Annotated in this window: 13 protein-coding genes; all 13 read right to left on the bottom strand. The window is 42.3% G+C overall.

What is annotated here, in order from left to right; translation table 11 throughout:
- Positions 1 to 5: 5 nt before the first annotated feature.
- Positions 6 to 677 carry a tetratricopeptide repeat protein gene (locus BVC89_RS11905; RefSeq protein WP_086931396.1) on the bottom strand — a complete coding sequence of 224 codons (672 nt, stop codon included), beginning with the start codon at positions 675 to 677 and terminating at the stop codon, positions 6 to 8.
- On the bottom strand, positions 661 to 3,561 hold the full coding sequence (locus BVC89_RS11910; RefSeq protein WP_086931397.1) for a tetratricopeptide repeat protein: 2,901 nt from the start codon (positions 3,559 to 3,561) through the stop codon (positions 661 to 663). The genes BVC89_RS11905 and BVC89_RS11910 overlap by 17 nt, the downstream gene beginning before the upstream one ends.
- A complete protein-coding gene (locus tag BVC89_RS11915) occupies positions 3,548 to 4,885 on the bottom strand; it encodes a tetratricopeptide repeat protein (protein WP_086931398.1) in 1,338 nt (445 codons plus the stop codon). The genes BVC89_RS11910 and BVC89_RS11915 overlap by 14 nt, the downstream gene beginning before the upstream one ends.
- A 704-nt stretch (positions 4,886 to 5,589) precedes the next feature.
- The gene (gene tssH, locus BVC89_RS11920) at positions 5,590 to 8,283 is read right to left on the bottom strand and encodes a type VI secretion system ATPase TssH (RefSeq protein WP_086931399.1); all 2,694 of its coding nucleotides are present in this window, start codon (positions 8,281 to 8,283) and stop codon (positions 5,590 to 5,592) included.
- Between the two features lie 36 nt (positions 8,284 to 8,319).
- Positions 8,320 to 9,471, bottom strand: coding sequence for a type VI secretion system baseplate subunit TssG (gene tssG, locus BVC89_RS11925; RefSeq protein ID WP_086931400.1), 1,152 nt, complete (start codon positions 9,469 to 9,471; stop codon positions 8,320 to 8,322).
- Positions 9,435 to 11,270: a type VI secretion system baseplate subunit TssF gene (gene tssF, locus BVC89_RS11930; RefSeq protein ID WP_086931401.1), complete on the bottom strand. Its 1,836-nt coding sequence runs from the start codon at positions 11,268 to 11,270 to the stop codon at positions 9,435 to 9,437. The genes tssG and tssF overlap by 37 nt, the downstream gene beginning before the upstream one ends.
- Positions 11,263 to 11,760, bottom strand: a complete 498-nt coding sequence (gene tssE, locus BVC89_RS11935; RefSeq protein ID WP_086931402.1) for a type VI secretion system baseplate subunit TssE — start codon at positions 11,758 to 11,760, stop codon at positions 11,263 to 11,265. The genes tssF and tssE overlap by 8 nt, the downstream gene beginning before the upstream one ends.
- Before the next feature lie 2 nt (positions 11,761 to 11,762).
- Positions 11,763 to 13,289: a type VI secretion system contractile sheath large subunit gene (gene tssC, locus BVC89_RS11940; RefSeq protein ID WP_245929383.1), complete on the bottom strand. Its 1,527-nt coding sequence runs from the start codon at positions 13,287 to 13,289 to the stop codon at positions 11,763 to 11,765.
- Between the two features lie 119 nt (positions 13,290 to 13,408).
- Positions 13,409 to 13,663, bottom strand: a complete 255-nt coding sequence (locus tag BVC89_RS11945) for a type II toxin-antitoxin system RelE family toxin (protein ID WP_086931403.1) — start codon at positions 13,661 to 13,663, stop codon at positions 13,409 to 13,411.
- Entirely contained in the window at positions 13,663 to 13,809 is a 147-nt protein-coding gene (locus BVC89_RS29685; RefSeq protein WP_158657889.1) for a hypothetical protein, read from the bottom strand. The genes BVC89_RS11945 and BVC89_RS29685 overlap by 1 nt, the downstream gene beginning before the upstream one ends.
- Position 13,810: 1 nt before the next feature.
- Positions 13,811 to 14,059, bottom strand: coding sequence for a hypothetical protein (locus tag BVC89_RS11950; protein ID WP_086931404.1), 249 nt, complete (start codon positions 14,057 to 14,059; stop codon positions 13,811 to 13,813).
- A 170-nt stretch (positions 14,060 to 14,229) separates the two neighbouring features.
- A complete protein-coding gene (tssC, locus tag BVC89_RS11955; RefSeq protein ID WP_086931405.1) occupies positions 14,230 to 15,720 on the bottom strand; it encodes a type VI secretion system contractile sheath large subunit in 1,491 nt (496 codons plus the stop codon).
- Positions 15,710 to 16,231, bottom strand: coding sequence for a type VI secretion system contractile sheath small subunit (gene tssB / locus BVC89_RS11960; RefSeq protein ID WP_086931406.1), 522 nt, complete (start codon positions 16,229 to 16,231; stop codon positions 15,710 to 15,712). Before tssB ends, tssC (BVC89_RS11955) begins: the two co-directional genes overlap by 11 nt.
- Between the last annotated feature and the right edge of the window lie 31 nt (positions 16,232 to 16,262).

Genomic DNA, 16,262 nt, shown 5'->3' on the forward strand with positions numbered 1-16,262 from the left:
ACAATCTACTCCTGATCAAGAGAATACTTCAGCTGTTCAAGCCATTGTTTTACTTCCTCATCTTCCGGTGCGAGGGATAAATATTTGGCGTAGTGCTGGTAAGCGTTATTAATATCTTGGTAGTAAACATCATAGAGCAGCGCGAGGTTATGATGGGCGTCTGCGTAGTTTTTATTTAAGCTTAATGCCTTACGATAATAGTTTTCAGCATCTTGAAATTTCTTGTTCTCAACAGAAATTAAGCCTAAAAGATTATATAACTCTTCTATTTTTGCGCCTTTACTCAGGGCCTGCTGGCATATTTGTTCAGCTTCTTTAATATTGCCTTGTTTAAAATAGACGGTGGCTAGGTTAGTTTTAATAGCAAGATTTTGGGAATACTGAGACGCTAGCTTACGCAGTATCTTTTGTGCCACTTTGTATTCTTGCTTTTGCATTTGTTCAAATGCTGTATGGTATTGGCTTTTACTTAATTCACTGAGTTCTTGGTTTGGAGTAGAAGTATTATTATCGCCGCTTGCATCTGCACGGGTATCCGTAGTCACAGTCGGCCCTACTGTGTTGGTCGATGTCTCACAAGCGCTGAGTAGGCATAGACAAGCGCCTATAGCCAGAGCTAAGCGTCCCCATCGATATACTGCAGGTTTACGACTACAAGCGTTAAGGTTTGAGTGCATGAATTTTGCCTTTTCGACTATATCTTACCGGGAAAAGAGTAACCAGCTTATCAAAGCTTTGCTGTATCCATTTATCGTAAGTACCATCTTTAGTTCTTGCAAGATTTACCTCATAGAACTCAATGGCTTTTTCTTCAAAAGGAAATGCTTGATCCTCTAATAAAATCTCGTACTGCTCCAGCTCATCTTGACTTAAGTTGCTAGGCCTTTCCGACTCCAGTAAAGCTTCACTAAAATCTAAATAAATATCGCCAATATTAGCAGTAGCTTCAGTTGTTATATCTTGAATACCATAGGCGGAGGCTTGACCATATAATTTAACGGACTCTTGCATAGCAGATTTTTTACGTTTTAAGTTTTTAGCAATCGGCTCGACTAATTTTGTGCGAGAAAACTCTTTTTGTTTTTGTCGAGCGAGGTCGAGAGTGGTACTAGATGCTATAAAAGTGGTGCGCTCGGTTTTACTACTTTTTGTGGCTTTTTGATCTGCTTTGCGAATATTGTTTTGCCAAAAATAACGCTTCTGAGACTCGCCTGTTTTTTGGTAAAGGCTCGACAGTTTGTACATTGCTTCCATATTTTGTGCGTAGGGTTTTTTGTAGTTGTGAGCATAATCACGATAAGCACGAATTGCTGCTTGAATATTATTTTTAGCTTCATAAAGCTCTGCTGCTTGCCATTGCGCTGCAATTTTTACATCAAGGTTATTTTCAAATTTTGCAATACGCTCAAATTCTTGGGCTGCTTTGCCTTTTTGATCCGATTTTAAGTAAGCCACAGATAATTTTTGAGTGACCTCAGCGTTGCGCTTGTGTTTAGGATATAGGCGTTTAAACTCTTCACTTAAAGCAATAGATTGCTGCCAGCGCTCATTTTGAATAGTCAGTGCAATAGCATCATATAAGCCCGTTGCCGCTAATGATGACTTGGGTGCGACACGACTAATGCGAACAAAATGATTCAGCGCTAAATCTAATTGCTTGTTATTTTGTGCTTGTTCCGCTTGTCGATAAATCGCTAGGCCTAGACTATTATCAATATCCTTTCTCGCTTTTCTGGAAGTGTAGCGAGAGTCTGCCAGCTCCAAGTATACCGCTTCAGCGTCACCAAATTGCTTGAGCTCTAGGTAAGCACGAGCTTTTAATGAATTCGCATTAAAATGTATTTTTTCTTGCGCAGAGTCGGCAATATAGTTTGAAATATCAATGACTTTGTTGTAACGCTTAGCGTTAAATGCGTGTTCAGATGCATTTAACGCAATATTATTGGTGAGACTATCTTTGGGGTAAAGTTCGACAAACCGCTCTGCGAATACAAGGTGCTGATCTAGCCACTGTTGTTTACTTTTTTCATCCCTAGTATTTTCAAATAATTGGTTTGAAATGCTAATGGTGGCAAAAGCCGCCTTTTTATCCAAAATTAAATTACCATCATAGGCTGCTAATGAAAAATATTCTAAAGCATTTTGCTGTTGTTTAGCCGCTAACAATAACTCTCCATATAAAGAGTAGATATTATCCTTATGGGCGTGAGCGCTATAATGCTCAAGGTAGCGCTTATACCACAAGCTCGCTTGCTTAAAATCTTCATTTTTATTTTTATCTTGATAACGCTTGTGAAAGTAAGAGCTGACTTGAGTGATATAGGTACGCAAATTCTCATAAGCGAGTTTATATGTGGCTTCATCGTTATGTTGTTGCCAAAAATCTGCTTTAGGTTGGTAATACTTGTAGAATCGCTCGATAGCGCTATACAAGCGTGAGGTAAATTTACCTTCGCGCCAGGCGGCAATAATTTTTAATTCAGCTTTAGGAGTATTTAACGATTGCCGGTTTGCTTGGGTGTATTCCTCTAGAACAGTAGCCGCGTCGGAAAAGCGCTCTTGTTTTAAAAAGATGTCGCTGACAGATGTGTGTATTTCGTAAAGATAACGAAACTCATCCCGTTGTGCGAAATACTCACCTATTCTGCCTGCGCCGCTTTGATAAGAAAAAGCTAGACCAATAGCTCGCAGGTATTCATCTAACTGGGCTTTGTCAGCGTCGTTAAGGGATGCGTACTCGCCAAGTTCTTGGTAGGTTAACGCATCGATATAATCATCAGTAGCTTCTGTGTAGAGTTGTTGCTTATAGCGTGACCATCCTCGTTTAAACAGGGATTTGGTGTAAAACTTATCGCTTCCTGGGGTAAGAATGACCTCGGTATAGGCATCTTCTGCCGTAATATAGTTACCCTGGGCAAAGGCGCTTTCGCCGAGACGGAATTGTGCCTCAGTGTATAGTGGCGATTTGGGATAACGGGTAACAAGGTCATTGAGTGTAGCGATGGATTGCTGATAACGGTCGGCCCGCTCATAGGCTTGCGCTAACTGATAAAGCACCTTGTCATTACCCTCTGCTTTAGGGTAGTCCTTGAGAGTCGTTTCTAACAAGCTTATGGTTCTGTTTAGCGACTGTGTGACATCGGCAGATTGATTGGCAAATGTACGATCGTCTTTCAATAACGAATTACTCAACTCCAGTTCTAATTGAGCAAGACGTGTCAGAGCTTTTTGTCGGGAACTATCATGGGCTGGTGCATTTTTAACATAAGTTCGATAGGCTTTTCTAATTTCCTGTTGCGATTTTTTTTCAATACCACTCTTTCCTTTTGCAGTATCTTGCTGCGATATATCGATGTCAGCCAAAGTGGGGGCTGGTGGCTCGCGATCTATATGGCTACATGCAGTAATCGTCGTTATTACTGTAGCTATACCAATAGCTCTACATCCAACAGTCTTAAATCCAAGAGAGTTAACTTTAAGAATTCCAGTAAGGACGCTAGGCCGCAGATACGCGTTGGTACGTGGGTTAAATAGATCCTTCAACATGTTATTGATTGTCATAAAGCTTGGCTAAACCATATTGAGTTTGGCTCAAATAACTTTGAACTTTTGTTATTTTCTCTTCAGTCTGAGAATTGAGTTCGCTAATAATGGTGTTTTCAAAAGTGCGTGTCAGCGATTGAATGCGCTTTTTCAATTTACTACTACGCGCAGATGTGTTGAGTCGGAGCAGACGCTGGTAACGTTCCATTAAGCCTGTGCTAACCTGCCTAAGTGTTTGCTGGCTGATAGTAAAATCTGTAGCTTGCTGTTTTGCCAACTGATTTTCCAAATACAGCTTTTTCTTGCCATAATAGGCAATAGCTTGAGAATAGAGTAAAGATGCTTCATCCAATTCTCCCATACGCTCATAGGTATAGGGTAATAATAGGTAAGACTCTAAAACAGCCAGCTCATCACTGTCTACTTTTTGCAAACGAGAGAAAGCATTTAGGGCGCCGTTATAGTCTTTTTGATACATCGCACACAAACCGATCCCAAGTAAGGCTTGGTTCACGTAAGCACTGTCAAGGCTAAGTGCTCGGAAGCTATTTCTGGCATTGCGATAAAACTCGTTTTGCAATTGTGAGTAGGCTAATACCATAAGTGAGCGGTTGTGACTTTCCTTCATGTCTCTAGTATCTGCGTGCTCAATCGCATTTTTAACCGCAATATGTGCATCTGTCCACCAGCCTTGGCGAATATTCGCCACTGCCATATTGAGCTGAGCTTCTATATAGTAATCAGAATCGATAGGTACCCTCTGGTAAATATCGATAGCTTGGCGATGTTTTTTTGTCTTTTGCAGTGCTATACCGAACATTAAAGTAGCGTAGTCTCGTCTCTCTGGGCTAAGAGCATCACTGGTTTCAATAGCACTTAGATTTTGGAAAGTTTTTACAAAATTATTTTGCTTAAAGTAATATAAGCTTAATAAATAACGGGCATTTGATGCGATAAATGGACTACCATTATCTATAGCGTACTGGGCAATAACAAAGGCGCTTTGTTTTATATTGTAGCTGAAGAGTAGATCGAGCAAATATAAGCTACTGTCAGAATCGATCTCGTCGAGTATTAGTGATGTATGGTTAATTAATGCCGCAATCGCCGTATCTTCGTGACCACTATTTCTAAGGAGAACAAAGTAGGTTTTGAGCTTAGTGATATCGTCTTGTTTGGCGATTTGTTTTTTCTGAGCTTCTGCAATTTCGCGGTAGTAGCTTTCTACCGTGTCAGAATATTGTGTGTAAAGCGCTTGCTTTGTATTTGCTGTTTGATTCGCTACAGACGCCGAGCTAATAAGCAAAAAAAAGCAAGAAAAAATAAAACAGTAATAATGCATCAACAGTCTCATCCTAAGGTAATACCATAATATTTGAGATAAGTTTTTATTGGGCACTTCTACTATTAAAATTAATAATATTATTAACTGGTTTTGACCATTAATAGACGTGCACTAACAATATTCCCTTGTTTAATTAATATTGTTAATGTGCTATTTCCACATTAACAGAGGGTATTTCTAAAATCGATATTCATAGTCACAATTAAGCTCGCCACTTTTTACTTCTTTACTTAACTGCCTTTTTACCTAACGGCTTCTTTACCTAACCACTTACTTATATAATTACCTAAGTCGTTGACTTAATTTGTCTTATTTGAGTGGCCTAGCTCAAAAGTTAGCTGCTGCCTGCCTTATATGGGAAAACAGGATTTTCTGTGGGCTGATCACTTTGCTAACATTTTCCGTCAGAATTCTCTCCTAATTCATCGATTCTGGCGATAATTTACCACCGCATGGCAATATCGTCTACTGTATCTCATTGCTGTGTATCACGGCAGTAACTGGGTAGAGAATTTGTTATCCGATTAGGAAAAAAAGTGACTTATATGCTGTATCTTATCAGCGATACAGACTTCTAAAATGACAGGTTTGTGTTCTTCAGCTTGTGTTGTTTGATGGGGCGCTCTTGCTGGCTACTTTTCTTTCTACAAAGCAAGAAAAGTAGCCTATCTTCAGGTTTTACCTGATAACACTAGGCTGAATTACGCCACGCTATAGGTAAACTGTCCTTCCTCATCAACACCAATATGGACTTTATTAATATCGTCTCCCTCTGCCATTTTTGATAGGCATTCGGAGGCGAGGGCGGGCAGCATGGTGCGAGTAAGAATATTTTCGATATTACGGGCACCGGTATCCACTTCTTGGCTACGGGCAACAATATGCAGCATCACATCTTCATCGTAGGTGAATTCCGCGTCGTAGTGCTCACGTACCCGTTTGCTGATTTTATTCATATTAATCTGGCAAATCTTGAGCAGATTTTCGTCATCCAGTGGGTAGTAGGGGATGATAGTGGTTCTGCCTAAAAATGCAGGTTTGAAGTACTTCAGCAATTGTGGACGGAAGTTTTCCAACAAGGTTTCAGGGTCAGGCCTTTCTTCGGAAGCGGCAATCATTGCACGGATATGTTCTTCACCGGCATTGGAGGTCATAATGATAACGGTGTTCTTAAAGTCGATATCTCGTCCCTCTCCATCTTTAATGGTACCCTTGTCCAACAGGTTGTAGAAAACATCTTGCACACCTGGATGAGCCTTCTCCATTTCATCGAGCAGTACAACGCTATAGGGTTTACGTCTAACCGCTTCTGTCAGTACACCTCCTTCACCATAACCTACGTATCCTGGAGGTGAGCCCAATAGCATAGAGACTTTATGTTCTTCCTTAAATTCTGACATATTGATAACGGTAATGTTTTGTTCACCACCATAAAGCGTATCAGCAAGAGCCAGTGCGGTTTCGGTCTTACCAACACCACTGGAACCCACCATGAAAAATACACCGATAGGTTTGCGTGGATCGGTGAGGCCTGCGCGAGAAGTTCTAATAGACTGTGCAATAGCTTCTAGAGCGTGAGATTGGCCGATGACACGTTTTTCCATCAACTCATTTAAGTTCAGAATAGAATTGATCTGATCGGATACCATCTTGCCAACGGGGATTCCTGTCCAATTTGCGACAACTTCGGCAATGGCCTGGGTATCCACATTCACTTGAATCATGGGTTCATCTTTTTGGATGTTGTCCAATTCTTCCATTAGCTTATGAAGTTCTTGCTTAACTTTATCCCGTTCTTCGTCTGAAAGTGCTTGTAGCGCGTCTTCTTTCTGCGCTTCCTCTTCACTTAAGCGTTGGGCATGGAAGTCATCTTCAATTTGTTGTTGCAGCTCGTGGATTTTTTCCACTAGCGCTTTTTCACCGTCCCACTGAGCTTCTTGTTCAGTCAATTGTTTTTCTAAACTGGCTTTTTCTTCCTGCAATGCTTCAATACGCGCTTCGCAGTTGCCAAGAGTGGCGTTTTCTCTTTCCAAAGACGTAATATTGATTTCACATTGATTGATGCGGCGACGGGTATCTTCCACTGGTGCAGGCGTTGCACTTTGACTCAAGGCAACACGGGCACAGGCGGTATCCAGCAAGCTCACTGATTTATCCGGCAATTGGCGCGCGGTAATATAGCGGCTGGACAGCTTCACGGAGTCGACGATGGCCTCGTCCATAATTCTTACTTTATGGTGGCTCTGCAACATCTCCGAAATTGCGCGCATCATGTCGATAGCTTTATCTTCGCTAGGCTCTTCTACTTTCACTACTTGGAAACGGCGGGTGAGGGCCGGATCGCGTTCAAAGTATTTCTTGTACTCTGCCCAGGTAGTGGCAGCGATGGTACGCAATTCTCCACGCGCTAATGCAGGTTTAAGTAAGTTTGCAGCATCCCCTTGTCCTTCTTTTCCGCCAGCACCAATTAGGGTGTGAGCTTCATCGATAAACATAATGATGGGCTCTGCGGAGGCTTTAACTTCAGAAATAACAGACTTTAAACGGTTCTCAAATTCACCTTTAACACTGGCGCCCGCTTGCAGAAGGCCTAAGTCTAAGCTGCGCAATGTCACACCACGCAGTGGCTCGGGTACATCGCCAGAAGTAATACGCAGGGCAAAACCTTCAACCACTGCGGTTTTACCCACACCTGCTTCACCGGTAAGAATGGGGTTATTTTGACGGCGGCGAATAAGAATATCGATGATCTGACGAATCTCTTCATCACGACCTAATACCGGATCAATCTTTCCTTCTTTAGCGGCTTGGGTGAGGTTAACCGTGTATTTGTCCAGTGCTGGCGATTTACTTGGCGCACCGCCAGCGACAGCTTCACCGCCGCCAGAGGCATCACCGGTTGCTGATGCACTGGAGGATTCTGAGGTGGTACCGACCACTGAGCGCACAACATCACGCAGGGATTCTGGTGGAATTTTTTTCAATTCCCCTGAGACAATGCCGGTTGAGCGACGTATGCTCTCATCGAGCATCAGTGCCGCAAAAATGTGGGCTGAGGTAGCAATCCCGTGCCCGTACTCAACTGACGCGAGCATCCAGGCATTTTTGGCAATATCGACGATGGTTGGCGACAGTGAAGGCGCTCGTGAATTGCCATTTTTAATACCATCCAGTTCTTTATTAATTTCTTGCGTCAATTTACCTAAATTAACATCAAACTTTTCAAGAATTTCTTGTAGATCACTATCTCTAATCTCAAGAATTTTGAGTAGCCAATGTTCAATTTCTACATTGTAGTGCGTTCTCGAGACACAAAGGCCTGCCGCACCTTCTAAGGCGATCCGACAGGGTTCATTGAGTCTTCCTACCAGCGATTTGAGATCGATGTTGATCATGGTTCATCCTTCTTTTTATCTGTTTATTGTCGAAATTTATTGCAGCCGCTTGGATGATACGAGAATTTCCAGTAAATCATCTTTGTCGGTATTGGTTTTGGGTTTTCCCGATAGCCAGGCGTTCCACGCCAACAATGGAGGGTTATGTTTATCTAAAGCAATTTTGTTTGGCACATCGTCCCGTTTGACCTCCACTACAAAATCGTAGTCCTGTTCCATACCTAGGTAGGTTCGTACAATCTCATTGAGAGATTTAAGTGCTCCTGTGCCAGGAGCAAATTTATCAAATTGTTGTTTATTTAAAGGGCCAAGTTTGATGCGCGATTTACCCTGAGCAAACCAGCCGCGACGACCCAACATAGCAGAATGGCCCAGGCGTGCATTTTGGCCTTTGCTATTGCCCTTCCAGCCAATGCGTGTGCGAACATCATCAATTAAATCTTGCCACTGACCGATAAAACCATCGATTTGAGCCGGCACATCAAAATAGTGTTCGATGATTTGTTTAAGCCCTGAGGGCGTCTTCACCTGTTGCGCAAACAAGCCACTGAAAAAAATAAAAGACTCATCTCTGACGGTCTGACGATTACTAAGCTTACCTGTGCCCAAGCCCAGCAGACTCAGCAGTGACTGTGTATGTGGCGAGGTGGTGGACTTATTGGTTTTATGCAGTTGGCTGCGTTCATATTCCACCGGTAAGCGATATTTATTAGACGCTTGAAAAAATAGTGAGGTAGTGCGGTGGTTAAAGACATTTAAAAAAGCCGCCAGTGAAGGGTCTTTTTGTTTTAAGCGTTGCAAAATCATTTCGGTATAGTGAAATGGCATGACACCCATTGAGCCTGTAAGCCCAATAAAGTTGACAATCACTTCCCACTGCTCATTTCCCTGGCTGAGATCACGCGTCTTAATTTGGCCAATATCTGAGCCTGGAAAACTTAAGCTCTGATCATTGCTAAAACGCAATATTTCTTTCAGCGGTGGTGAAAAGCGTGCCACCGGTTGATCTGGAAATTGTGATAAATGAGAAGAGGGTTTTTCCAGGCCGTTATTTTTTTTAAATTCGCTTTTACTGAGCACAGCCGCGCGCTCAAGCAAGCGTACGGCTTGAGAAAAACTAAAGTCCTGTGGATTAGCGAGCAGTTGCTCGATTACAGGAATACGCGTTCGCCGGCTCGAGGTGGGCATTTTTTCAGATAGCCTTCTTTACTGTTTAATTTAACCAATACACGGGAAAACGAATTTACTGAACAATATAATGCAAAAAAGTGTTCAAGAATACTGGCATAAAGATAATTACTGCTACCGGTGAGGTAGGTTTCATTAAGTACAATTTCTACTTCAACCCCGCGGCACATAGTGGCGTGCCGATCGATATTGAGCGGCGCACTAATTTGCCTAGCGTTAACCGACATGATGGATTCAACCAAGCCTTTGGTGACAGAAGAGTCTTTGAAATCGTAAAGTCGCAAGATTTCTTTGAGCGCTTCTGTGGCACTCTCGCCGCCGGTGAGTGATAAGTGATTTAGATTTAAATGAGAAATAAGACGCCAGCGTGCATTATTCCTAAGAGGCGGGCGAACAGTTTTTGTTGGCTGAGTTAAACAGCGGATTTTCGAGCACGGAGGTGCACTGTCGACACACTGCAACTTGGGATGATCTAAATTATAGGGCAGCTTTGACGGCTGATCTCTGTTGCTGCATGTTAATTCAAGGCTGAGTGTTCGATCTTCTGGAATATTAGGGTTAAAGTCTAAGTCGACTAAACTTAAAAATACGTCGGTGCCGTCATCTCGTTCCTGATAGCCTAGTTTTGCATTGCGACGTGAAGCAAACCAGTAGGCGTGATCTTCGTTGTTTTGATGTTCATGCTTGAGGCCATAAAAAGGCAAATACTCTTTTTTATCACCAGCGGGTGTGGAGGCCATAACTTTATCGACAGCATATACCTCAAAACCCAGTGGGCGACGAGCATCAGCAATGACTTGGTATTCAAGTTCGGTATGATCCAGGCGGATTGGATCGGATTTTTGTTGGAATAAATTAATCATTGGGGCACAGCCCAACGCAAATGTCTCTTTACTAATATTGTGTTCCAGTTCGATATCCGATTCTTTTAAATATACATAAATATCCAGCTTGCCTTCTGTGTCCTCAGGCATATGTTTATGTAAATCACTGAAATCCACAAACATAAATTTTTCCGGGAAGATAAGGTATTCCGTTAGCAAGCGATAACCAATAAATGAAGAGGGCGGATAAGGCAACATGCCATCCTCTTCCTTAAAGCCCACTGGTTTAATGCAATCAGGTGTCAAATACACCGGCTGTGAACTTTGATCTGGGGCGGATAAAACAATGCCTGCGCACTTATTCAATAGCAGCTCATAGAGGGGATGCACATGTTGTGATTGTCCCCGCAAATAAAAGCGCAGGTTTTCCAGGTTAATTTCAGGAAAAGTAATTTCAGGCGCGAACGATTCTAGAGAGATTTTTAATACTCCGTCAGCGCCACGCATATTGGCCGAACCTGGTGTGGTAAATGGTCGCCCCATTAGTTGGGCCACAGAGACGGTAATCGGATATAGATCTACATCGTAGCATAGGGTAAAACGGCAGTGTTCCCCTTGAAAATGCTCCGTTTCAATAAGAGATTTACGATTAACTGTGTATTTCGCGTCTAATTGCTCCTCATCCGGCGTGAACTGCGCAATGGACATCGATGGAATTGGGCGCTGATAATGAGGAAATACAACATTTAACAAGGCATCTGTTAATTCAGGGAAGTCGTCATCCAGTTTGTGCTGAATACGTGCATTGAGATAGGCAAAACCTTCAACCAAGCGGGAGACATGAGGATCTTCAATGGTGTCTGCACTAATACCTAAACGACCGGCAACCTTGGGGTGCTCTTTGGAAAACTCCGATCCCATCTGACGAATAAACGCCAGCTCTTTTTCATAGTAGGGCAATAGTTCATCAGACATGTTGTGATTCTTCCACGTTGACAGTTCGGGATACGGGTTCTAATACAGAGTCGAAAACGACAATTTCTGGAGCCGGGTCTGCATACAAGGTTGCGTTAACTCGGAAGCGTAGCGTTCTATCGATATTGTCTTTGTTATCTTGATAGGTAACGCTAACGGATTTAAATCTCGGCTCATATTCACGCAATATGCGTTCTAGATTGCGAGTAAATTCTTTTTTCTTGTCGGCATCGGTGATATTGACCGTTGCCAAATCGGGTAAACCATAATTTAAAAGAGAGGTTTCTAATTCTTTAAAGTTAGAAGAGGGCTCAACCATACGAAAACGTGTATTGAGTAAATTCTCCAGGTCTCTGCGAACACTGTTGCGTAAGTCGCGCAGTCGCTGATGACGATCTCGTTCAGCTTCAACTTGTAGATGTGGTTCATTATCGATAAGTCGATCGATAATAGACGGCCTTAAATTTTTCTTTTTATCAATTCTGCTCATAATTATTTCGACTGAACAAGTTCAGTAACAAGTTCCATTTCAGAGACCATTTGATCAATTTGATAATGCGGTACTAAACGAATAGCACACACGTACTGACCGGGTTTTTCAGGATGTTCTTTTACTTCTACACTGGCTTCCCTAAGAGGAAAACGAGCTTGTTCTTCCCACTCTAAATCTTCTCGGCCCGAGGTATATTTGAATAACCAGTTGCGTAATAGATCCTCACAGTCTTCGGCGCTGACAAAAGAACCTACTTTATCGCGAATAATGACTTTGATGTAATGGGCTACCCGCGAACCGCAGAGCACATGCTGAAGCATCGATGATAATTTTGCGTTAACAGAATTCGTAGAAGACGCGTTAGTGTTTTGATATTTTGGTTTTTGAATAGACTGATTACTGTAAAATGCTGTGAAGGGAGTATCGTAACACTGACATAGCGGAGTGAAGCCAAGGCTACTTAAATCTCTTTCTACAGTATCCGTCAGCACAACATCTGTTGAGGGTTTGTAAGCAATATTATTGGCATCGGTCTCAAATACATCACACGGTAAATTTGTTAATAAACCCCCACCCACTTGGTTACGAGGTACGCCGCGAATATGACCAAACCAACCGACACTGGCAAACTCGCGAATTAAAATGGCGGCGAATCCGTAAGCAGCATTGCCCCATAAATAATTTTCTTTACCGCTTTTCTCACAGAAAAATAGGCCTTTGTAGCTGCCAGGTTTGGTGCGATAGGGTAGGCGCATTAAAATTCGCGGTACCGTTAGTCCAATAAAACGGGAGTCGGCAATATCGCGTAGGGCTCGCCATTTTATATATTCTTCCTGCTGGAAAACAGCATGTAGATTTATCGGCGTACCCAGCTCTGCAAATTCATCCAAACCAAAGATTTCATTAGAAGCTCCTGCAATAAAGGGAGAGAAAGAAGCCGCTGCAATTTCACATAAACCTTTTAGGGTCGCAACATCATCGTATTTATGCTTTTCTGAGGGGCGATGGCTGAGGGCATAATCACCGATCAATATGCCATAAGGTTCACCACCAGGGGTGCCATATTCTTCGTTGTATATCTTGTTAAATAATTGGCTTTGATCAAATTCCATTGCGCGATCAATATCACGGACAATCTCTGCCCATGAAATATCCAACATTTTAATTTTTAAGTTTCTGACCCCTTCGGCTTGGACGACAAGATACCAAAGCCCTCGCCAAGAGGATTCCAGTTTTTGAAAGCGGGGGTGATGAATGACTTCGTTTAGCTGGTCATTAATCAAATGATCAATTTCAGCGATACTACGATCGATAATAAGTTTTATGTCATCGATGGTTTTGACAAGAGACGTATTTTCGTGTTCTTCAAGCCAAAATAATAAGGCTTTAACATCATCTTCTTCTTTAATAAATTCGGAAAGGTTAGTGACATGAGGTGTGGCTTCACAGAGCGTGTCTAAATCGATGGATATAGAAGCTCCTGCGGGCCTTTGATTATCAATGTTCGGCAGATTAATTGATGGCACTGGTTATTCCTGAAAAAGTCGCACTATTTATGTTTTAGCTTAGAAAACTAACTCATTTCTCATCGGCACTTAAAAGCGAGAGTAGCAGCATGTGTCCGAGTGTAGCAATTTGTCGGCTTTTAGTAGATATTTCCACGCCAATCAGCTTCAAGCACCCACACGACAAGCTCCGAATCGATAACCTCATACACAACTCGAAAATCTCCAATTCTGTATCGAAAACGATTTTGAAAGCCTTGCATGGTTTTAATATTTGGCCCACTACGAGGGTTGCTTGTAAGATTTTCCATTTTCTGCAAAACTCTCCGCCTCATAACGTGGTCTACTTTTTTTAGAGCCTTTTCTGCTTTCTTCGAAAAGCGCACCGTATACATTACGGTTTTTCCTTAAGAAGCTCTTCCAATGTTTTCAGTTTCTTAATTTCATGTTTAGGAGTTTTTAGCTTTTCCATAGTTGCGTCTTGGTTAAGCTTACGGTCTTCCTCTTCTTCTGTTTCCAAGCGTGGCTTTTGGTCACTCATTTTAATCATTTTCCATCAGATCATTTAAGCTTTTGGCGCCGGGATCATATTTTTCATCCAGAGCACTATCTATTTCATCTTCTTTTTCTTCAATTTTCTTGAGAAAAAACTCATATGCTTTTGGTTGGATTATGACACCTACCAATTCACCATTTTGGCTCTCTATGAGAATATCCTCACCCTCAATGGGATCAGGGTTCTTTATCTTTTCCAATACATCAGTTGGAATCGAACTTTCCTTAATTTTCATATTCCCCTCACGTTTATATAAGCGATTCTTTATGAGAGTTAGTCTCTATTTTAAAGAGTTGCTGCTTGCGCATGCTATTTACAAACAAATAAAAGGGGACGTTGTGTCCCCTTAACACGCTTTCGCGGCCAAATATTTCAACAATATCTGGCTGTACAGCTTAAGGTGCTTTATCCCGCTTTAGGAATATTTGCGACCAAACGTAAAGATGCTGTGAGCTCTTCCATTTGCAGCCATGGGCGCATCCAGGCAACAGCGTTATATACACCTGGTTGTCCTGGTACTTCTTTCACTTCAACCCGAGCTTCCGCCAATGGGAACTGCGCTTTCATTTCTGCAGAAGCGCCAGGTGTCGCGTTAACATATTTATTAATCCATCTGTTCAACCATGCTTCAGCATCTTCGGCTTCCATGAAAGAACCGATTTTGTCACGAGCCATTACTTTCAAGAAATGGGCAATACGTGATGTTGCCATGATGTAAGGCAACCTAGCCGAAATTGCTGCATTTGCAGTCGCGTCTGGATCATCGAATTTCTTAGGATTTTGTGTGGTCTGAGCACCAAAAAATACAGCGTAGTCAGTATTTTTATAGTGGCAAAGAGGTAGGAAACCCAATTTACTGAGTTCCGCTTCACGGCGATCCGTAATGCCAATTTCAGTAGGGCATTTTTGATCCACATCACCGTCGTCACTGACAAATGTATGACTGGGCAAACCTTGAACCTTACCGCCACCTTCAGCACCACGAATACTGGTGCACCAGCCGTATTCAGCGTAAGCTTGCGTCAGCGTTGTTCCAAGAGAATAAGCTGCGTTCATCCAGCAATAGGAATCGTGATCGTGTTCAATGTGGTTACCCGCTGCATCTACAGTGGCTTCTTCGTAGTTAAATGCTTCAACAGGCTTAGTGGCTTCTCCATAGGGTAAGCGGGCAAGTGTGCGAGGCATGGTTAATGTCACAAAGCGCGAATCATCACTTTCGCGGAAACTTCTCCATGGAATGTACTCAGCGGAATCGAAGATTTTTTCAAGGTCGCGAGGTTTGGACAGTTCTGTGAAGCTGTCAAAACCAAACATACCTGGATCAGCTGCTGATATAAATGGGCAGAAGCCTGCGGCTGCAACATTCGACATTTTCGACAGCAAAGATACATCATCTGGATGAGAAGAGAATTCGAAGTCGCCGATTAAGGCGGCATAAGGCTCACCACCAGCGGTACCAAATTCACTTTCATAAATCTTCTTGAAAATTTGGCTTTGATCAAACTCAACAGCTTTTTCTAAATCGCGAGATAATTCTTTTTTAGAGATATTTAACATGCGAATTTTTAATCCGCTGCCTGTCTCAGAGTTCATTACCAAGTGGTTGAGACCGCGCCAAGAGCCTTCCAATTGTTGGAACTTTTCATTGTGCATAACAGCCGCTAATTGTTTTGACATAACACTGTCAATTGCCGCAATTGCACTGTTAATCGTTCTTGAAAGGTTGCTGTCCCATTTGACGGTACCTTTCATCGCTTCTGAAGTAAGCGTCTTCAAAAGTTCTTCTGTTTCGTCACGAGAAGTTTGCTTAGTCGCACCTATTGCCTGATCAAGAAGACTCGCTTCTTGGGCTTCTGCCTGTTGCGCTTCGCTTTGTTGTTCTTCATTACTCGCCATCTTTATCTTCTCCGCCTTCTACGCCAAGTTCATTTGAAAGATTTGCTAATGCATCTGTATTGCTCAGCACTTCTTCAAGAATTGTTTCTAAGTCTTCAGAGCGATCTGCCTTGGTCAACAAGTCACGTAACTTATTACGTGTTTCCATTAATTTTTTCAACGGCTCGATTTGTTCAACCAGTTTGTGAGGCTCGAAGTCTTCCATGTTTTTAAAGTCGAGATTAACCGACATTTGGCTGCCGTCATCCTGGATTGTGTTATCCACTTTCAAATTAACTTGAGGATTTACTTTGCCCATTAGGTCATTGAAATTATCACGATCAATTTGAGAAAACTTTCGATCCTTCAGTGTTTTTTTACCTTCGGCGTTGTCACCTGAGTAATCACCCATCACGCCCATTACAAAGGGTAATTCCTTTTCAACCTGAGCGCCGTTTGTTTCCAAATCATATGTAATATGAACGCGAGGTTTTCTAACTCTTTTCAACTTATCATGGATACTTTCGGACATTGTCCCTTCCTCTTGGAGTTTTGTTTAATAA

Origin of the sequence: Agarilytica rhodophyticola, from assembly GCF_002157225.2 — a bacterium.
Classification (GTDB): Bacteria; Pseudomonadota; Gammaproteobacteria; order Pseudomonadales; family Cellvibrionaceae; genus Agarilytica; species Agarilytica rhodophyticola.